The sequence below is a fragment of the Rivularia sp. UHCC 0363 genome, assembly GCF_034931125.1.
GTDB lineage: Bacteria > Cyanobacteriota > Cyanobacteriia > Cyanobacteriales > Nostocaceae > Rivularia.
Genome location: NZ_JAYGHM010000003.1, coordinates 78,702 through 98,831, shown reverse-complemented (window position 1 = coordinate 98,831; position 20,130 = coordinate 78,702). Strand labels below are relative to the sequence as shown.

Below are 20,130 nucleotides of genomic sequence, written 5' to 3'. Positions count from 1 at the left end.
AAACCTGCACCAAAAAATGGTCTGTTAGTTGAAGGTAAAGTCAATATTGGTGGTACAGCACCTGAAGATAATCAACAAGCCGAAGAAGCTCAACTTTATGTTAACGGTACTTTTGTCACTAATACTATAGTCTTTAACGAATCTATGCAGCGTTCTTCACAACAATCTAAAGATGATATTACTGACCTTACTATTCTAGAAAGTCTAGAAATTTTAGAAATTTTAAAACCAGTTAAATATAGATATAACACAGACGAAACAAAAAAAATACACGCAGGATTTATCGCCGAACAATCTCCCGATTTATTTACTTCCCCAGATAAAACGATGCTAAATTCTACGGGGATTATCGCGATATTAACCAATGTATTAAAAGAACATATACGTACAAACTCCACCTTGCAAGATGTTATTGCACAGCAGCAGCAAGAAATTGCAAATTTACAAGAAAGAGTGAAAACATTAGAACGAAAACCTACATTGCTTTTAGTAAAGGATAAAGAGTAAATAGGGCTTGCTGAATGAAATGAAGATCGTATGAGTTACTTCAGCGATGCAGAAGGATTAAGCGCACTGAAGACAGCAAACCAAATCATCCCATGTAGGGTGTGTGACGCAACGAAAATATATTATTTCAAACCCAGAATCTATGTAGCGTCACGCACCAACAACAATTTTGAAAGACAATGAAATATTACTAAAGACATCAAACTAGAGGTATTTTGTGAATATCGCCGAACAATCTCAAATATCTAGCGATACAGAAGCGATCGCCAGAAATTTTTTCAACAGATACTTAAAGCAATTAATACCCATCGTCATAGTTTACGAGTAGTATTAACTTTTTTGATTCGGCTCCTCTGTATTCTTCTTTTTAGGTGCGTTTTCCGAATTACCCAAATCTCTGTCAACTCCCGGAGAACCTCTATCAACTCCTGGAGAACGGGAAGAATCATCAGATTTTAGGTCTTCTGTATTAGCTTTCTTTGGTTCTTGATTCTCTTTATTCATGCTAATAGTAAAATATTACATCTATTTTTCAGTAAGCCAAGTTAAATAGTGGATGATTTGCAAGAATATTCATATCCTCCCTAAGAGGTATTTTAAGTAATAAATCGTGAGCAATCAAAATTGTCGAGAACTCGGTTCTGAAACTAATTTTGAACGTCATAAACCCTCTTTCTGCATCCGTCAAGAAGCCGCTCAAGTTGCTTTTGATAGAGGTATAGCCACACATATCTGCAATGGCGAAGAACAAAACTATCGAAACGAAGATGGCTGTCCTAACTTTATTGCCAAAGTTCTGAAGAGTGGTAAAGTTTCTACTGATGTTGTATCTACCGCATTACCTGCCGTATCCAATGCCTTTGACGATACGGTTGTAGCATTTGTCGAGGACTGGTTATCTTTATTGTTATATTTTTTCAAAAAATCTGAGATGGGAATTCTTGATAAATTATCGGAACTTTGACTGTCGCCTACCGTATTATCTGGCGAACTATCGGGTATAGTTTGGTCATTGTCGGGTAAACTATCAGGTGTAATTGTATTAGTAAATTGTAGATTATCTGACGAACCATTTGTATTTATTGCCGTACTGTCTGCCGATAATAATTTATTATCTTCTATTCTGTCTGCCATAAAGTTAAGATTGTCTTGTGGTTATAGATTTATTTTCCGCCATACATCACACAAGTTAGTACCGTACAATTACTGATTGTCTGCCAGATAGTATTATTAATATTCGTTTGTCTGGTAAGAGCAGTATTTACAGTTACCTAAAAATATAAATATAGTTAATATAAATTATAATTTTTATGAGTTTTTATTATTAGTAAATACTGAATATAAAGTATTAGTTGATTGTGGATTATCTAATAAATTTTGTGAATATTTTTTCAGATTATAAATAGAAGCATGGGAGCAATGCGATGAGCGAAGCTCCGCCGCAGACATCGCATTTGGTCTTGGAACAAGCTATATAGGCAACACAAACAAAGACCCCGGCTCGATGTCGGGGCTTGTTTTCAATAAAATTTGAATAATATATGGGTTGAGATATTTAAGTTTTAGCGATCGCTAATTATTGAGAAATTATTAAGTAGGTTGCTCTAACGCAATAACATAGTTATAAATTTCCCCACCTACTTACTTAAATTAAAATCTCATTAATTACATAGTTATAGAAATTCGGAAGCGTAATTTATGCATTTATAAGGTGGAACTGACGACTCAGAAAACTTGAAGCACTTACACACAGGGTGTCATAAACAGGTACATTCTGAACCTTGTGAGGTGAAAGTTTCACGCACGGTTCTTAGGGGAGAGGAGGAAAGCGGCTTCCAAACCTTACCCGATTCAGCGATCGCTACAATTTTGGGCAAAAAAATTTGTTCTATAGAGAATATACGGCGGACATGGTGTTACCACTACAAGCACCACCTTGTAACCACAATAAGTTTGCCATCTATCAGTTATTAATTATTAGTTAGCACTAAATATCTTCTACCTATTATCTCTATGCTACTTAATATCAATCGGTTTTCGATTTTGTTGCTCGCTGTTTACATAAACTTTTCTATTTTGTTAATAATTATTACTATTAATTTTTACTAAAGAGTTATTAATCATACAATAACAATAAAATGGCTAATCATAATATATAGGTACATTTATAATATTTAGTGTTAATTAATAGTTGTTTGAAAACAATATTGTCAAATAAATATACAAGGTTTTACTTATAAATGACTAAACAGCTTTTGTTTGCTATACCGATAAAATAAATTAGTAAGCCAAGTTATGATGATATAAATAAAATCACCTTTTATTGCTACTTATTATCAGTAAATATTGAAAAAATATATTTTAAAGAATTTAAATAAGTTGTTCGTATGACTTATCTAAGAATATAATATGGTAAATATAGTCGGATTTTGAATGAACTTAATTGCGAAGGGCAACCCTAGAAACCATAATTCCAGGACAAAGGTTTGTCTTCGATCCGAGCTTGTAGGAGCCAAAGGTTAAACTAAAACCTCATAAAATGATGCAGGAAACAAGCATCTTTCCCTGTCCACTTCAGGATATAGATGGTAATGAACAATAGCATCACTGATTCGGCTGTGAAAGCAGCTATGGAAGCAATTACCGATGCTTCAGCTACAGCGCAAGAAAAAATAGAGATGCTGATTGAGGTAGCACAAGGTTTTGTAAAAAAGCCTAAAACTGCTGATGATTTGTACAATGCTATAAAGCTGTATGACAAAGCACAGGAGTTATGCAAAGAGGATTTTCCTCTGTATAAAGCGCGTGCAAAAGTTGGTAAGGGTGGAGTGTTGCAGGCAATTCCGGAAGAAAATGTAGAGTTGCTTTTAAGCGCGAAAACCGCATACGAACAAGCGCTACCGATACTCAAAGAATTAGCCCCTTGCTCCGACGAGACAGCAGAAGCACAGATGAATTTAGGCTTGGTGTTGCAATCATTAGCGTCATTTAATATGGCACGAATGACAGATAGCATTCAAGCTTATCAAGAGGCTTTACAGGTTTTTGACTGGGATAAACACCCGCAGGAATATGCGATATTACACAATAATATTGCGATCGCGTATCTGTCAATGTCTGCGGGTTCGCAAGAGCAGTACTTATTTGAAGGTTTAGCGGTGCAGTCATTTGAAGTAGCCTTGAAACGAATTAATCTCGAAGAGCATCCAAGGGAATATGCGATGTTGCAAAATAACCTAGGTAATGCACTGCAATATTTACCTTCTTCTCATCCCTTCGAGAACAATTTGCGGGCTGTAACAGCTTATGATGAAGCATTAAAAGTGCGGAATGCGAAAAATACGCCTATTGAATATGCCAACACTATTTCTAACAAAGCCAACGCTTTAATTAATTTACCAGATAAGCCTCGCAGACCGGAAGCTGGTAATCAGCAAAATCTATTAAAAGCGCGGGATTACTATCAGCAAGCTTTAGAAATATTTACTCAATACGGACAGATTCAACAAGCACAAGCTGTATCTGAGACGTTGAAAGAATTGGTAATTCAAAAATGACCTCTTCATAAAAAAAGAGGACAATCCAAAATCTATTGACGCGGAAGCGTCTTCTCGTAGAGTAATCTAAAATCCAAAATCGAATGACTGATATTTTAACGAATTACGATTTAAGCGGAATGCTAACTAGTTTAATGACTGGTGACTTAAATTTGTTAACTGGTTTTATCTGGTTTGTTGTGGCAACAGTTGTATCAATGATTGGTGGTGCAATTGGAGGAATGCTTTTAGCAGGAGAAGAATTAGGATATAACTTTGCTGCTATTTTAGGTGGTTTGTTTGGTCCGGCTGGTGTTATTCCTGGTGCAATATTAGGATTAATAGTACTGAATTTATTAAGTAATTCTTAGGAGTAATTATGTTAGAAATAGGCTGGTTTTCCGCAAAATTGTTTTTCAAAGGAAAGCTAATGCGGGACAATATGTATTATGTTAAACAAACTTCAATTGGCATTAGTATAACTTTTGTACTACTGTTTTTGCTCGCACAAACAGCAATACCTTTTTGGGTACCAGTGGTCATCTCCAGTTTTGTCGGTGGCTTATTCATGCCGTTTCTATTAAAGGATTTGAAAATGAAATAAAAGTAGGTTAGGGAATAGGGAGCAGGGAATAGGGAATAGGGAATAGGGAGCAGGGAATAGGGAATAGGGAATAGGGAGCAGGGTGAATGTACCTCATTTACGCGGCATTGCGCTGTAAATATATTTAATGAAAAATATTGAAGAATTAGTCGAAGAAATCAAACGTTTTGAAGTAATAATCTCGGAATGGGATGAAAGTCAACGATGCGTTGCAGCAGGTTTAAAAAGGGCAATTGAGGATTTACATAAAGAAGCTTTAACTCGGATGATAAAAAGTCTCAAGCAAGATTCGATGTGGGCTTTAAAAAATGCTGTTCAAGATGAGGTAGTTTACGGTTTACTTTTATATCATGAATTAGTTAAACCACCGAATCCATCTTAAATAAGATTTATAATTAATTGCAAGTTATTAATGTTAAAGAATCAATCTCATCACCAGAATAAAATATTTAAAGCGAGTGCAGAAATAATTTTAGGAAAAATTCCAAAACTAGGTGAATTAACTGTACCTCTCGCACCAAGCAATATCGAAATGTTTGGACCTCGAAGCGCTTGTTTAATCTCAGAAACTGGTCCTTTTTGGGTATCAGATACGGGACATCATCGATTATTAGGATGGCGAAATTTACCGACTACAGATAGTCAACCTGCTGATTGGGTAATCGGACAACCAAACTTCAATTCTGAAGGACAAAATGCAAAAGCTAAACTGGGGAGAAATACATTAAATGTTCCTACGGGAATCTGTAGCTGTGGTGAAGGATTAGTCGTTGCTGATGCTTGGAATCATCGGGTTTTGATTTGGAAAATTTTGCCAGAAGAGAGTAATGTTTCGGCTGATTTAGTGTTAGGACAAGCTGATTTTAACAGTAATCAACCCAATCGCGGTTTAACTGCTGCGGCAAATACTTTAAACTGGTGTTATGGGGTTTTCTATCATCAAGGAAAGCTATTTGTTGCCGATACGGGAAATCGTCGTTTGTTAATTTGGAATCAATTACCACAAGAAAATGGACAACCTGCGGATGTTGTTTTAGGACAACCTGATATGCAATCTCGCGATGAAAATGGTGGTAGTAGTCCGACAGCTTCTACTATGCGTTGGTGTCACGATATTTCTGTTTGGGGAGACAATTTGGTTGTTACGGATGCGGGTAATAATCGGGTGATGATTTGGCAAGGAATACCTACTGAAAATAATACTCCTTGTCGGGTAGTTTTGGGACAAAAAAACTTTGATTTAGTAGAAATGAATCAAGGTGTTTATTTTCCTAAAGCGAATAGTTTAAGTATGCCTTATGGTGTTGCTGCTACTCAAGATTGGTTATTAGTTACCGATACAGCTAATTCCCGATTATTAGCATGGAAAAGACCACAATCAATTTTATCGCTACAAGGTGCTGATGCCGATTTGGTAATAGGGCAAAATGATTTTCAAAGTAAAGGAGAGAATCGCGATTATGGTTTACCAACTCGTAATAGTTTAAATTGGTCTTATGGTATAAATGTCCATAAGAATATGGCCGTTATAGCTGATTCTGGAAATAACAGAGTTTTGTTATGGAAAATTAATTAAAATAATTCACCTTGTAGGGGAGGCAAATTGGGGTGTAGATTTTCTTCCCCCAATATTGCCATTGTGTTACGGCTCAGATAAATTAAATATGAAATTATTAATTCAATCATCCCGTAACGCACCATCTTATTAGCTGTTTTATCTTCCCAAAATGTGGTGCGTGACGTAACTAATATTTTCGTTGATTTACTAGATTTTTCTAAGCGTCACACACTAGGCTGTTGATTCTGTAGGTTTTTGAGTGCTAAAAAATCATCACAAATCCCTCATCTCCAATCTAGCCTAGACCTCACCCCCTTCCCCTCTCCTTATTAAGGGTGTCCGGAGGATGGAGTGAGGTTCAAAATGTTGTGATTATAGCTGACATAAAAGTTGCATGAATAAAAAATAGGAAAATACTATCAAAGTCAACAGCCTAGTCACACACCCTACAATATGTTTGCTTATAATATGTATACTGAAGAAATTAGAATTTATGGTACCGTTCAGGGAGTCGGTTTTCGTCCTACTGTTTACCGTATTGCTAAAGATTTAAAATTAAAGGGTGACGTTTGTAATGATGGTGAAGGTGTATTAATTAGAGTATTTGGTAGTAAGGAGTGTATCGAAGAATTTATCAAAAGAATACAGAGCGAATCTCCTCCTTTAGCTAATATTAATCGGTTAAGGCGAATTCCTTTTCAACAAAAGTTAGTATTTAATGATTTTGTCATTTCTGATAGTATTGATACCGCGATCAAAACACAAATTGTTGCTGATGCTGCAACTTGTGAAGACTGCAAACAAGAAATTTTCGATCCTCTGAATCGTTACTATCGCTACCCTTTTACAAATTGTACTCACTGCGGACCGCGATTTAGTATTATTAACGCTATTCCTTACGATCGCAATAACACCAGCATGGCAGAGTTTGCAATGTGTCCACAATGCAGTCAGGAATACGCAAACATCGAAAATCGTCGCTTTCACGCACAACCAGTAGCTTGCTATACTTGCGGTCCTGAAGCTTGGTTGGAACGTGCTGACGGAAAACCCTTCACTGCTGCGATGTTTTCGATGTTGGATGATGTTGATGCTGTGTGTACTTTATTGCAAAAAGGTGAAATAGTTGCAATCAAAGGTTTGGGTGGAATTCATCTTGCTTGTGATGCTACCAATAATGTAGCAGTCGAAAAACTGCGATCGCGTAAGCAACGTGATGATAAACCGTTCGCTTTGATGGTACGAGATATACAAGTAATCGAACAATACTGCAAACCAACTACCAAAGAAAAAGAATTACTCCAAAGTGCGATCGCACCAATTGTTCTAATTAAGATTCCCCCCATCTCCCCCTCTCCCAATCCTCCCCTCTCCCCCTCAATAGCACCCGGACAAAACACTTTGGGTTTCATGCTACCTTATACACCTTTACATCATTTAATTTTAAGGAGAATGAATCGTCCCATTGTATTAACTAGCGGTAATTTATCCAGTAAACCGCAATGTGTTGATAATAATCAAGCGCGAGAAAAACTACATAAAATTGCTGATTATTTTTTGTTTCATAATAGAGAGATTGTTAACGGAGTTGATGATTCGGTAGTAAGAATTGTTGGAGAAAAAATCCAAATTATTCGTAGAGCTAGAGGATACAGTCCAGCACCAATAAATTTACCGTCAGGTTTTGAAAATGCACCGCAAATTTTAGCAATGGGTAGCGAGTTAAAAAATACCTTTTGTTTGGTACGAGATGGAAAAGCAATTTTATCTCAGCACTTAGGAGATTTAGCAAACGCGGCAGTTTTTAAAAGTTATCAAGAGACACTGAATTTATATTTGAATTTATTTGAACATCAACCGGAAGCTGTAGCTGTAGATAAACATCCGGAATATTTATCCACTAAATTAGGTAAAGAATTAGCAGTTACAAATCAACTTGAACTCTATAATATTCAGCATCATCATGCCCATATAGCTGCCTGTATGGCAGAAAATCAATTATCTTTAGATTCAGAACCCGTATTAGGTATTGCTTTAGACGGTTTGGGTTACGGTGAAGATAATACCCTTTGGGGAGGAGAATTTTTATTAGCAGATTATCATAATTTTACCAGACTCGCGACGCTTAAACCCTTTGCCTTAATAGGTGGAGAAAAAGCAAGTTATCAACCTTGGCGTAATATCTATGCTCAATTGATATCCGCATTTACTTGGTCGGAAATTGAACAAGAGTATGGGAATTTAGAACTTATCAAATACCTAGCTCAAAAACCACTAAGACTTCTCAATCAACTTCGAGATAAATCATTAAATACACCATTAACATCATCAACGGGGAGATTATTTGATGCAGTTGCAGCAGCCATCGGAATTTGCCGAGAAAAATGTAGTTACGAAGGACAAGCTGCAATTGAAATGGAAGCCTTAATTGATGAAAAACTGTTAAATAAACGTAAAGAAACGCTAACTTATCCTTTTAAACTGAACTTTTTAGATAGCATTTATTATATAGACCCGCATCCCATGTGGAAAGCACTACTTAAAGACTTACAGCAGCAAACTTCCGCAAAAATTATAGCTGCAAAGTTTCATGTAGGATTGGCGATCGCGATTGCGAAAACAGTCGATACCCTATGTAAACAACACTCGATCAACCACGTAGTTCTAACAGGAGGAGTATTTCAAAATCGTATTTTATTAGAACAAGTTACCAACCGCTTACAAGCATCCGGAATCAGCGTACTCACTCACAGTTTAGTTCCCTGTAACGACGGTGGTTTATCCCTCGGACAAGCAGTAATTGCAGCAGCGAGATGGGGAGATGGGGAGATGGGGGGATAGGGGGAAAGATTCATAAATAATTTGTAGTGTCCGCTATCTTGCTCCCTAGCTGCTCTCAATACCCAATTACCAATTACCAATCCCCAATCCCCAATTACCAATTACGAATTACCAATTATAAAATGTGTCTAGGAATACCCGGTCAAATAATAGAAATAATCGACGTTACGAATAAACTAGCAACAGTTGAAGTAAGCGGTGTAAAACGTCAAATTAACATCGCTTGTATAGTAGACGAAGAACATTCCCCCGAATCGTGTGTTGGAGATTGGGTATTAGTTCACGTTGGTTTTGCAATGAATAGAATTAACGAAAAAGATGCAGCAGAAACACTGCAATTACTCCAAGAAATGGCTGAGCTAATGGTTGATTATTAAAATTAAAATCATCTTACTCTGTGTTCCTTTGCGCTTTCCTCCGCGCTCCTTTGCGTTTAATAAAGATAATATGTTTTAAAACCAGAATTCTTCCTCTTTCTCTTCTCTCTCTCTGAAAAAATATTATGAAATACGTTGATGAATTCCGAGACACTTATAAAGCCGAAGCCTTAGAATGGCAAATTCAAAAGTTAGGAAATTTACTTAAAAAGCCCGTCAAAATCATGGAAGTTTGCGGGGGACATACACATTCTATTTTTAAATATGGTATTGAAGAACTTCTACCATCTTCAGTTGAATTAATCCACGGTCCCGGCTGTCCTGTATGCGTAATGCCAAAAGGTAAAATAGATGATGCAATTTATATTGCTCAAAATCCTGACGTTATCTTAACAACCTTTGGCGATACAATGCGGGTTCCGGGTTCAAAAATTAGTTTACTCCAAGCTAAAGCCCAGGGTGCTGATATTCGTATGGTTTACTCACCATTAGATTGTTTGCAAATTGCTAAAAATAACCCTGAAAAAGAAGTAGTATTCTTTGCGATCGGTTTTGAAACCACCGCACCCAGCACAGCTTTGACAATCCTGCAAGCAGCAGCAGAAAATATTAAAAATTTTAGTATGTTCAGCAATCACGTATTAGTGATTCCCGCACTCAAAGCATTACTAGATAATCCAGACTTACAGTTAGATGGTTTTGTCGGTCCCGGTCATGTGAGTATGGTCATAGGGTCAAATCCTTACGAGTTTATTTCCCAAGAATATCAAAAACCAATCGTTATTTCTGGCTTTGAACCTTTAGACATTTTGCAATCAATTTGGATGTTACTATGGCAGCTTGTAGAAAATCGTTGCGAAGTAGAAAATCAGTATAGCCGTTTAGTGGAAGCCCAAGGAAATCAACAAGCGATCGCAGCTATAAATAAGGTATTTGAAGTCCGAAAAACTTTTGAATGGAGAGGTTTAGATGAAATACCATACTCTGGTTTAAAAATTCGTTCCGAATATGCAAAATTCGACGCAGAAGTTAAATTTACTATTCCTAATTTAAAAATATCCGACCATAAAGCCTGTCAATGTGGAGAAATTCTCAAAGGTGTTTTGAAACCTTGGGAATGCAAAGTATTTGGTACAGCTTGCACCCCAGAAAAACCCATCGGTTCTTGTATGGTTTCCTCCGAAGGTGCTTGTGCAGCTTATTACAAATACGGTGGAATAAAAACGAATGGGTAATCAAGGAAAAATTATCAACTTTTAATTAAAACATATAAAATGCCAATTTTCCCACAAAATCAATTCTTTAAAAACCTCGAAAAAAACCGCCGACGAAAAGCAAAAGTAACAGATACTCACATCACCCTCGCTCATGGTAGCGGTGGAAAAGCAATGCGCGATTTGATTGATGATATCTTTGTTACTACTTTTAATAATCCAACTTTATCGCAATTAGAAGACCAAGCTAAATTCGATTTAGCAAGCTTGATGCAGCTAGGAAATCAACTAGCTTTTACGACTGATTCTTATGTTGTAGACCCTTTATTTTTTCCCGGTAGTAATATTGGAGAATTAGCCGTCAACGGTACAGTAAACGATTTAGCTGTCGGCGGTGCAAAACCTTTATATCTAACCTGTAGCGTAATTTTAGAAGAAGGTTTATCTGTAGAAACATTACGCCGTGTTGCTCAAAGTATGCAAACAGCAGCACAAGAAGCAGGGGTAGAAATTGTCACTGGCGATACAAAAGTTGTTAATCGAGGTGCTGTAGATAAACTGTTTATCAACACAACTGGAATAGGGGTTATTAGTTCAAATATTTGTATCTCTGCTAACAATATCAAACCTGGAGATGCGATAATTATTAATGGTGAAATCGGCAATCACGGTGCGGCAATTTTAATTGCTCGTGGTGAATTAGCTTTAGAATCCGATATTGAAAGCGATTGTCAGCCATTACACGATTTAGTTGCGAGAATACTCGATGTTTGTCCTGAAATTCATGCAATGCGAGATGCAACGAGAGGTGGATTAGCTACAGTTTTAAACGAATTTGCTTTAACTTCTAATGTCGGAATTTATCTTGAAGAGGAATCCATTCCAATTCGTGAAGAAGTCAAAGGAGTTTGTGAAATCTTAGGTTTAGAACCATTATACTTAGCAAACGAAGGTAAATTAGTAGTAGCTGTAGCAAGCGAAAATGCCGACAAAGTTTTATCAGCAATGCGATCGCATCCAGCAGGAAAAAATGCGTCAATCATCGGTAAAGTCACTGACTCACCCCAAGGAATAGTATCTTTAAAAACTAGCTTTGGTGCCGAAAGAATTATTGATATGTTAGTCGGTGAACAATTACCAAGAATTTGTTAATAAATTGGGTAATGGGTAATGGGTAATTGGTAATGGGTAATGGGTAATTGGTAATCAAACTATAGGACTCCTATTTGATTTTTGAAAAAATAATTTAGCTCTAAGCCTGCTATATAAAGCTTTTATTCTAAGTATACTTAGCAAGATTCAAGTAGGATTACTATAGTATAGTTCTGCGTAAGTCAGGTACCCATATAGTAACCGCCATTATACGTGATGACGGATTAAAACGACTTCTAGACCAGCTTTGAGACGCGACACTCGTCGTTGAAAAGTCGGGTTTTTATACTACCCGTTGCGCGTATTACAGATACTTGTTCTAAAAACCTGACTTCTAACCATTGGATCGTATTAATTACGATCTCAATTGGGGTTTAATAAATAGTTAGGAGTTAGGAAGTTATTTATTTATTTAGCCTTTAACCTTTGACCTTTAGAATATGCACGAACTTGGAATTACTCAAAATATAGTATCAATTGTTAACGAATACGCTCAAGGAAAAAAAGTCCAGCGCGTTTTATTAGAAATCGGTAAGCTATCAGCAATCATGCCAGATTCCGTGCAGTTTTGCTTTGATATTTGTTCTCAAGATACGGTTTTAGAAAAGGCAAAGTTGGAAATTATCGAAACTCCTGGTTTAGCTATTTGTCGTCAATGTGGTACAGAAATTATTTTAGAAAAACCTTTTGGTAAATGTAATTGTGGTAGTACGCAATTGGATTTAATCGCTGGAGAAGAATTAAAAATTAAGGAAATAGAAGTAGAAGAATTATGTGTGTAACCTGCGGCTGTTCGGATGATAGCGCTAATATTACTCATCTCGAAACTGGTGAAGTAGTAGCAATTAATTCTCATCATCATACTCATACCCTACCCGATGGCACGGTAATTAATCATTCTCATCACGATACGATTAACGATGCATCAGTTCATGCAAAAATTCATCATACAACTATATCTTTAGAACAAGATATTTTAGCTAAAAATAATTTAATCGCAGCCCAAAATCGCGGATGGTTTAAAGGTCGAAATATTCTCGCGTTAAATTTGATGAGTTCTCCGGGTTCTGGAAAAACCACTTTATTAACTCGTACTATTAACGATTTAAAAAATAAATTAACTATCAGTGTAATTGAAGGCGATCAAGAAACAATTAACGATGCCAAAAAAATCGAAGCAACCGGCTGCAAAGTTGTGCAAATTAATACCGGAACTGGTTGTCATCTCGATGCATTGATGGTTGAAAAAGGCTTACAACAGCTTAATCCTAGCCTTGGTTCGGTAGTAATGATTGAAAATGTCGGAAACTTAGTTTGTCCGGCTTTATTTGATTTAGGAGAACAAGCAAAAGTTACTATTCTTTCGGTTACGGAAGGGGAGGATAAACCAATCAAATATCCCCATATTTTTCGCGCTAGCAACGTGATGATAATTACGAAAATAGATTTGTTACCTTACGTGCACTTTGATATTGAAAAATGTATCGAATACGCACAAGAAGTTAATCCAAATATGCTGATTTTTCAAGTTTCTGCGATGACGGGAGAGGGGTTAGAAGATTGGTATCAGTGGTTGGGGATGGGAGTTAAGAGTTAGGAGTTAAGAGTTAGGAGTTAGGAGTTAAAGAACATCCAAAATATTTTATATTAAAATGCATAATATTAGCCCACGCAGGTGGTGAGAGCAGCCCCGTGCGGAGGTTCCCTCCGTTGAGGGGAGACTGCCGAACCCGGAGGGGCTTTGTTTGTGTAGCCCCAGACTTCCAGTCTGAGGGATTTTTTTACAGATAATCCAAAATATTAATTCCCTACCCGCTTCCAAAAAATGCTAAAACCGTGGTACCTTTTTACACCCTTTTCATAAACATGGTTCGTCGCATCGCTTATTGGTTTGAATCTCGTTTCTGCGCTCCAGCATATAGCGGTTTGGTTTTAGCAGGAATTGCAGTTTGCTTTTTCGGGGCAGCTATGAATACTATGGCTGGCTGGTTGTACGTTATCAGCGGGGTGAGTTTTGCTTTGTTGGGCTATGCTGCTGTTTTACCCCCGAAATACTTAACGGGTTTGGTACTCAAACGACGCGCTATTCAACCAGTTACTGCTGGTGACGATCTAACTGTTGAATTAGAAATTTTTAATCAAACTAAAAAGCCGATTTCTTTATTACAAGTAGAAGATAAATTACCTTTCGTTTTAAATAAACCACGGCTACACCCCATCGAAACTATTTTACCGCAAACTAGTTATAGCTGGGTATATTATCAGCCTACCGAACGTCGGGGTATTTACCGCTGGCAAAATGTAGAATTAGCTACCGCTGCACCTCTAGGATTATTTTGGAGTCGCCGTCAGCGTCAACTAAGCGCGATCGCAATTGTTTACCCCAAAGTTTTACCGCTCAAATCGTGTCCTTTAGTAGATGACATGGGCAAGGAAGATAGCATCAAAGGACAACCTCGCGGCAACCCGTTACAGACAGCTACTCAAGGACTCACCCGTTCTTTACGTCCTTACCGTGTGGGCGACCCTTTACGGTTGATTCACTGGCGTAGTAGCGCTCGTTACGGGGATTTACGAGTACGGGAATTAGAAATGTTGACCAGCGGACAGGAAATTATTATTGCTTTAGATAATGGTGATTGGGAAGAAAACAATTTTGAACAGGCAGTAATTACCGCAGCTTCGATGTATTTCTACGCACATAAACAGCAGATGCAGGTGCAGTTGTGGACGGCTGCAACGGGATTAATTAATAAACAAAGAGATGTTTTGGAAGCTCTAGCGGCAATTCGTCCCCAAGATGAAACCATGAAACCGCAACCTACCCACAAACCGTTAATTTGGTTAACTCAAAATCCTTCAACCTTTGCTTCGCTTCCTTACAGCAGCCGTTGGGTATTGTGGCAGAATTCATCATCAAATTCACAATTTGTAGTTAATAGAGATTATCCAGGCATTATCGTTGATTCCGAGCAATCTCTACAAACTCAGTTGCAAAAACCGTTGACTTAATAATTTTGAGCCGAACGAGTATTTAATCGGCATAAAAAATACAAAAGAGCCGTTATATAAATTACCCACTAGGGTGATGCCGAACTGCAATGTTCTATTTCAAACTAAAAGTAAGAGGAAGTTTAAACGGTCTATAGAAGTTATTTCAAACTTCTTAAAAACTAGAAATCAATCAAGTTTCTAGAATTTTTATGTTAATCATAATACCTTTTAAACATCCTCAAAATTAACCAACTTTACTGTTATTTACAAAGTACACAATGGTTTCCACAATTAACGTTTCTACTTACGAACTGCTAGTAAAGCCCATTATTACTAGTGCTTCATCACCAAATCGGACTGTTATTCAAGGTTATTTCCTGACAATCTCGAACCCTGGCTTTAGCAACTTAAAAATTAGACTGACATTCAAAGCTCGTACTCCCGACTTTAATTCCAGTCCGATAGTTGCATTCTGGGATGTCGATGGTACAAATAACCAACTAATTCCAATATCTAGCTTTCCCTGTGTACGTACATATATTTTTGACCTTCCAGCGCTGGATACAGGACTATTTTTACTGCTACCAGATGTGACACAGAGCAGCGTCATCACCAATCGAAATACTGAAATTCGAGGATACGTCAGACTAAGTATTGATTCAGCTGCTGGTGGATCGAGCAACATGAGAACTCTGTTGTTATCAGCCCAACAGCGAGGTACTTTCTTGCCTCAAGGTAGTATAAACCCACCTGCGGCTGGTGATTTTGACCAGCTTGCATACGACTTACCCTTAGCAAGCGGAGGTTCTGAAGTGACTCTGGAAACTAACCTGATTTCAGCAACTACTAACCTTTCCTTACCTAATCGCGATCGCATTCTCAAAGCTATCGAAGCCAATCCCAGTTTCCTTCGGGATATCACTAACGAACCTCTGGTTCAAAAAGTAGCTGAGCTTAGCGTCGAAGAACAGCAGCGTATGCTGTACATTTTGCTAGAACGCTTTCAGGCTAATCCCCAGGTTGAGCTTCCAATTGATCGAGTAGAGATAGAAGCAAACGGTAAGTTAGCAGATAATTTATCTGAATCGATTGAGGCTGGTGCAATAAGTTCATAAAGTTCATGAATCAACGTTGTATGTAAAGCGATCGCCGTCTTCTTTTGTTGAGTCCTAACAAAGTTCTTAGGACTCAACTTTAGAATGCAGCTACCCTTAAAAAAGGGGGGTTGGAGGGATCTAAAAAAGGCAGAATACTAGTTTTCATGTCCCCTACGGGACGCGCTACGCTAATTTCACTGCTGCGTAAGTCTTAATTCCTTAACGATCGGTCTCATTTAATTCAGAAAATTACTCACCAAAGTACGGAAGATCGAGATATGATTAATAACAACTCAAATGATGTCAAGCTAAGTAAATTTAGAGATCCTGAAGAAAACTTTTGTTTTAAAGCTTTTTCTCATAGCTGGGTTGCAATTAATCCTCATCCCAAGGGGATTATTCAATTTATTGGTAGCTTTGTATTTGGTTCTTTCCCAATCAACTCTTATAAATATTTATTCCAAAATCTATTTGCACAAGGCTATACAATTTTTGTTTTTAGATTCCCTTTAACTCCTTTGAAATTCGACCATTGGAAAGTTGCTACTAATTTACTTAAAGAAGAATATACTTTAAGAGTAGAAATCATCAGATTCCTGACACAAAATGGAAAAACATCTCATAATCATTTAGAAATATATCTCAATGATTCTAATTATTATTGGCTGGGTCACAGTTTGGGATGTAAGTATATTAGTCTGTTGGAAATTTTAAGCAACGATTGCGAACAGCGTAAATTAATTCTTCAAAATTCCCTTGGCAATCGGTATAATCAAAAATTAATTGCTCTCCTAGATTCTGTTGATATGATTAGAGAAAAAGCAGAACAAGAAATTAGTGAATTACTAAGTAAACCCATTAGTATTAACAAATATTTTATTCAAGATCAACCTTCAATACTGTTAGCACCTGAAATTAGTAATACAGTCACAATAAATAGGATTAACATTCCTAAAAATAAGCCCCTATCGAACTTTGAGCTACTTGTATCTCCTAATGCTAGAGAAACAAAACGTATGATTACTCAAAGTACTAATTTATTTAACTTAACAGGTGTAATTTCATTCGCTCAAGATTGTATTGCTAAAGATGACGTGACTTTTTTAGTCCAACAATTATCTCTAAGGCGTTTTCTTCCACCCTTCCACAAAGAATCATTTGGATGGCATTTTGAACCAAATGGAATTCAAATTGAATATCTGGGAACTTGCATCAATCAAATTTTTGCAGAACTAACACAACGCTAATTTACCCCAAACGTGGCTCCAATAATTACTCAAACCTGTATTAAAGTGCGAACGGTTGAGATATGTAAGTAAATATTTGTAAAGTACTGATAAGTCACAAAAGGGGTAAATTCCCCCAGTAATAGCTTACAGATGGTGCGGTACAATGCATACATATCAAATTAAACAAGCCGTTCCTTATGATTTCATCAGAAGCAAATACTACATCCACCGATAAAAGTTTAGAAGCAATGCGGCATTTTTCCGAACAATATGCCAAGCGTACCGGAACATACTTTTGTTCCGAACCTTCCGTGACAGCAGTTGTGATCGAAGGACTTGCCAAGCATAAAGACGATTTAGGTGCGCCCTTATGTCCCTGTCGTCACTACGAAGACAAAGAAGCCGAAGTTAACGCTACCTTTTGGAATTGTCCCTGCGTACCGATGCGCGAGCGCAAAGAATGCCACTGTATGCTATTTTTAACCCCAGATAACGAATTTGCAGGCGAACAGCAGGAAATTTCTTTAGATACGATCAAAGAAGTAAGAGACAGTATGGGTTAATGCTCTTATGAGTGAAGCAATTCCCCAAGAATTTTGGCAAGGTGTAGAACTTTTTAATACAGGAGAATTCTATGCCTGCCACGATACATTAGAAGCTTTGTGGATGGAAGCCACTGAGCCAGATAAAAGTTTTTATCAAGGAATTTTACAAGTTGCAGTAGCCTTATATCACTTGGGTAACGCGAACGTGCGGGGTGCTGTAATTTTACTTGGTGAAGGTAGTAATCGTCTGGCTCGTTACCCATCTGTCTACTGTCAAATTGACGTTGATGAATTATTAGAGCAAAGTGTAGCTTTATTAAAAGCACTACAACAAAGTCAGCTTGAGCAAATCGACTCTTGCCTGGATGGGGAAAATACTTTACCTTTGCCTCGGATTGTGCGAGTTGAGGAATGAGGAAGGGGATGGGGAGATGGGGAGATGGGGGGACAAGGAGATGGGGGGACAAGGGGATGGGGAGAAAGAGTTAGGAGTACTTCGACAAGTCTTACAGTGAGCTACGTCGAACTGCTCAGTAACCTTTAGGAGTTATTAATTTACAACCTTTGACCTTTGACCTTTGACCTTTAAAATGGTAGCGAAACTTTAGGAGTTGCTGTCGCGTCTCGGATTAAGGACATTATTTGTAGTCAAATAGTCGTTCAAGGTATATATAACGTCTTGATATATTACTTCTCAGTAATTCCAGTATAAGTAAAGATATTACTCTTAAATCGCTATGATATACAACTACCGATTGCCTAAACTTCGATTGCGTCGCCTGGGTTTGGCTTTAATGCTACCTGTTGCGCTGTGTGGTGCGGTAGTTTTCCCTACTCAGCTACAAATTGCTACAGCCCAAACTTCAGATAACCGTCCTCTTTCTATTCGTGCGGATGTGCAGGAATATAACTCGAAGAGTGAAGTCTTTACTGCACGCGGCAATGTTCAGGTTTTGTATCCGGCTCGTCAAATCCAAGCGACAGCAGCCCAAGCGCAATATTTAAATCGAGAACGTCGCATTAACCTAAGTGGTGGTGTGTATATTTTAGAAAAAGGCATTAATAGCATTCGAGGAGAGAACGCCAGCTATTTAATGGATCAAGCACGATTTATCGTTACACCTAAAAGTGGTAGTCAAGTAGTTTCTACATATAGCGTAGACAATAATGATACAACTGCTCGCAACCAGACAGCGGCAAATAATCAACCTCTGAGTATCCGAGCGGACTTACAGGAATACAATTCTGATACTGAGGTAGCTACCGGACGCGGTAACGTACAGATGTTATATCCCTCTCGTCAGATTAAAGCAACGGCAGCCCAAGCGCAATTTTTTAATCGGGAACGCCGGATTATTCTCAGTGGTGGGGTGTATATTTTGCAAGAGGGCAAAAATAGTATCCGGGGAGAGACAGTTACCTATTTAATTGATGAAGGAAGATTTGTTGCTACACCTAAAAGCGGTGGTCAGGTAGAGTCTATATATATTATAGATAATAATAATGCTAATACTCAACCATCAAAAGCGCCGTCAACACCAAATTTAAGACGTAGTAAGTAGTTAAAAAAGACAAAACAAAAGCACAAATCGTGAAAATTGTTTTAGAGAATATTCACAAATCCTACGGTAAGCGAACTATTGTTAATCGCGTTAATCTTTCTGTCGCTCAAGGTGAAATCGTCGGCTTACTCGGACCAAATGGTGCTGGTAAAACGACGACTTTTTATATTGCGACTGGTTTAGAAAGACCAGATCGAGGAACGGTTTGGCTTGATAACCGCGATATTACTAATATTCCGATGCATGGAAGAGCGCGTCTGGGGATTGGTTATTTAGCTCAAGAAGCCAGCGTTTTTCGTCAATTAAGCGTGCGGGAAAATATTTTATTAGTATTCGAGCAAACCAAAGTACCCCGTCCCGAATGGGGGATGCGTGTCGATCGCCTTTTACGGGAATTTAGTTTACAAAAAGTTGCCAATAGCAAAGGAATTCAGCTTTCCGGGGGAGAGAGACGCAGAACCGAATTAGCAAGAGCTTTAGCATCGGGAAGAGAAGGACCATCATTTTTATTTTTAGACGAACCCTTTGCAGGAGTTGACCCGATCGCAGTTTCCGAAATTCAAGATATTGTCGCAGGACTTCGCGATCGCAATATGGGAATCTTGATTACAGACCACAACGTCCGCGAAACCCTTGACATTACCGATCGGGGTTATATCATGCGGGAAGGACAAATACTAGCCTCCGGTTCTTCCGACGAACTTTACGATAATCCTCTCGTCAGGCAATATTATTTAGGTGAAAATTTTCAAGTTTAGAACGAAGGGGAATTGGTAATTGGGAATTGGTAATTGGGAATTGGTAATAGGGAATGGGGAATAGGATGAAGTGATAATCCAAAATCTAAAATCTAAAATCCAAAATCAAATAACTCCTAACTTTGAATCCAAAATCTAAAATCTAAAATTTAATTG

General features: G+C 37.7%; 20 protein-coding genes and 2 pseudogenes. 21 read left to right on the top strand and 1 reads right to left on the bottom strand.

Annotated features, from left to right (window positions below; translation table 11 throughout):
* Positions 1–507, top strand: a 507-nt coding sequence (locus VB797_RS02735; protein ID WP_323236083.1) for a tail fiber domain-containing protein, incomplete at its 5' end; no start/stop codon positions are given.
* A gap of 330 nt (positions 508–837) precedes the next feature.
* On the opposite strand, the gene VB797_RS02730 is transcribed toward VB797_RS02735, so the two are convergent.
* Positions 838–1,011: a hypothetical protein gene (locus VB797_RS02730; protein WP_323236082.1), complete on the bottom strand. Its 174-nt coding sequence runs from the start codon at positions 1,009–1,011 to the stop codon at positions 838–840.
* Positions 1,012–1,117: 106 nt separating this feature from the next.
* Between VB797_RS02730 and VB797_RS02725 the strand changes: the two genes are divergently transcribed.
* The 20 genes and pseudogenes from VB797_RS02725 to lptB all read left to right on the top strand — a co-directional run bounded on the left by VB797_RS02725 (position 1,118) and on the right by lptB (position 19,974).
* Positions 1,118–1,471 (top strand): hypothetical protein, encoded by a 354-nt coding sequence (locus VB797_RS02725; protein WP_323236081.1) that lies wholly within the window; start codon positions 1,118–1,120, stop codon positions 1,469–1,471.
* A gap of 1,627 nt (positions 1,472–3,098) precedes the next feature.
* Complete coding sequence (locus tag VB797_RS02720; RefSeq protein ID WP_323236080.1) at positions 3,099–4,064, top strand: hypothetical protein; 966 nt, start codon at positions 3,099–3,101, stop codon at positions 4,062–4,064.
* 83 nt (positions 4,065–4,147) lie between these two features.
* On the top strand, positions 4,148–4,414 hold the full coding sequence (locus VB797_RS02715; protein ID WP_323236079.1) for a hypothetical protein: 267 nt from the start codon (positions 4,148–4,150) through the stop codon (positions 4,412–4,414).
* An 8-nt stretch (positions 4,415–4,422) separates the two neighbouring features.
* A complete protein-coding gene (locus tag VB797_RS02710) occupies positions 4,423–4,647 on the top strand; it encodes a hypothetical protein (RefSeq protein WP_323236078.1) in 225 nt (74 codons plus the stop codon).
* A gap of 127 nt (positions 4,648–4,774) precedes the next feature.
* Positions 4,775–5,023, top strand: a pseudogene (locus VB797_RS02705) (NifU family protein); the annotation flags it as partial.
* A gap of 36 nt (positions 5,024–5,059) precedes the next feature.
* Positions 5,060–6,223 carry a hypothetical protein gene (locus tag VB797_RS02700; protein ID WP_323236077.1) on the top strand — a complete coding sequence of 388 codons (1,164 nt, stop codon included), beginning with the start codon at positions 5,060–5,062 and terminating at the stop codon, positions 6,221–6,223.
* A gap of 450 nt (positions 6,224–6,673) precedes the next feature.
* Positions 6,674–9,046, top strand: coding sequence for a carbamoyltransferase HypF (hypF, locus tag VB797_RS02695; protein WP_323236076.1), 2,373 nt, complete (start codon positions 6,674–6,676; stop codon positions 9,044–9,046).
* 122 nt (positions 9,047–9,168) lie between these two features.
* Positions 9,169–9,423, top strand: a complete 255-nt coding sequence (locus VB797_RS02690) for a HypC/HybG/HupF family hydrogenase formation chaperone (RefSeq protein WP_323236075.1) — start codon at positions 9,169–9,171, stop codon at positions 9,421–9,423.
* A gap of 125 nt (positions 9,424–9,548) precedes the next feature.
* Positions 9,549–10,658, top strand: coding sequence for a hydrogenase formation protein HypD (gene hypD, locus VB797_RS02685; RefSeq protein WP_323236074.1), 1,110 nt, complete (start codon positions 9,549–9,551; stop codon positions 10,656–10,658).
* Positions 10,659–10,697: 39 nt separating this feature from the next.
* Positions 10,698–11,789, top strand: coding sequence for a hydrogenase expression/formation protein HypE (hypE, locus tag VB797_RS02680; protein ID WP_323236073.1), 1,092 nt, complete (start codon positions 10,698–10,700; stop codon positions 11,787–11,789).
* A gap of 440 nt (positions 11,790–12,229) precedes the next feature.
* Positions 12,230–12,571, top strand: a complete 342-nt coding sequence (gene hypA / locus VB797_RS02675; RefSeq protein WP_323236072.1) for a hydrogenase maturation nickel metallochaperone HypA — start codon at positions 12,230–12,232, stop codon at positions 12,569–12,571.
* Positions 12,562–13,386 (top strand): hydrogenase nickel incorporation protein HypB, encoded by an 825-nt coding sequence (gene hypB, locus VB797_RS02670; protein ID WP_323236071.1) that lies wholly within the window; start codon positions 12,562–12,564, stop codon positions 13,384–13,386. Before hypA ends, hypB begins: the two co-directional genes overlap by 10 nt.
* A 269-nt stretch (positions 13,387–13,655) precedes the next feature.
* Positions 13,656–14,801: a DUF58 domain-containing protein gene (locus tag VB797_RS02665; RefSeq protein WP_323236070.1), complete on the top strand. Its 1,146-nt coding sequence runs from the start codon at positions 13,656–13,658 to the stop codon at positions 14,799–14,801.
* 260 nt (positions 14,802–15,061) lie between these two features.
* Positions 15,062–15,898, top strand: a complete 837-nt coding sequence (locus VB797_RS02660) for a hypothetical protein (protein WP_323236069.1) — start codon at positions 15,062–15,064, stop codon at positions 15,896–15,898.
* 260 nt (positions 15,899–16,158) lie between these two features.
* A complete protein-coding gene (locus VB797_RS02655; protein WP_323236068.1) occupies positions 16,159–17,127 on the top strand; it encodes a DUF1350 family protein in 969 nt (322 codons plus the stop codon).
* 179 nt (positions 17,128–17,306) lie between these two features.
* A complete protein-coding gene (locus tag VB797_RS02650) occupies positions 17,307–17,672 on the top strand; it encodes a ferredoxin thioredoxin reductase catalytic beta subunit (protein ID WP_323236067.1) in 366 nt (121 codons plus the stop codon).
* A gap of 7 nt (positions 17,673–17,679) precedes the next feature.
* On the top strand, positions 17,680–18,069 hold the full coding sequence (locus VB797_RS02645; RefSeq protein WP_323236066.1) for a DUF309 domain-containing protein: 390 nt from the start codon (positions 17,680–17,682) through the stop codon (positions 18,067–18,069).
* Positions 18,070–18,391: 322 nt separating this feature from the next.
* A pseudogene (locus VB797_RS02640) lies at positions 18,392–18,865 on the top strand (OstA family protein); the annotation flags it as partial.
* A gap of 72 nt (positions 18,866–18,937) precedes the next feature.
* Positions 18,938–19,216: an LptA/OstA family protein gene (locus tag VB797_RS02635; protein ID WP_323236191.1), complete on the top strand. Its 279-nt coding sequence runs from the start codon at positions 18,938–18,940 to the stop codon at positions 19,214–19,216.
* A 29-nt stretch (positions 19,217–19,245) separates the two neighbouring features.
* Positions 19,246–19,974, top strand: coding sequence for an LPS export ABC transporter ATP-binding protein (gene lptB, locus VB797_RS02630; RefSeq protein WP_323236065.1), 729 nt, complete (start codon positions 19,246–19,248; stop codon positions 19,972–19,974).
* Positions 19,975–20,130 lie beyond the last annotated feature (156 nt).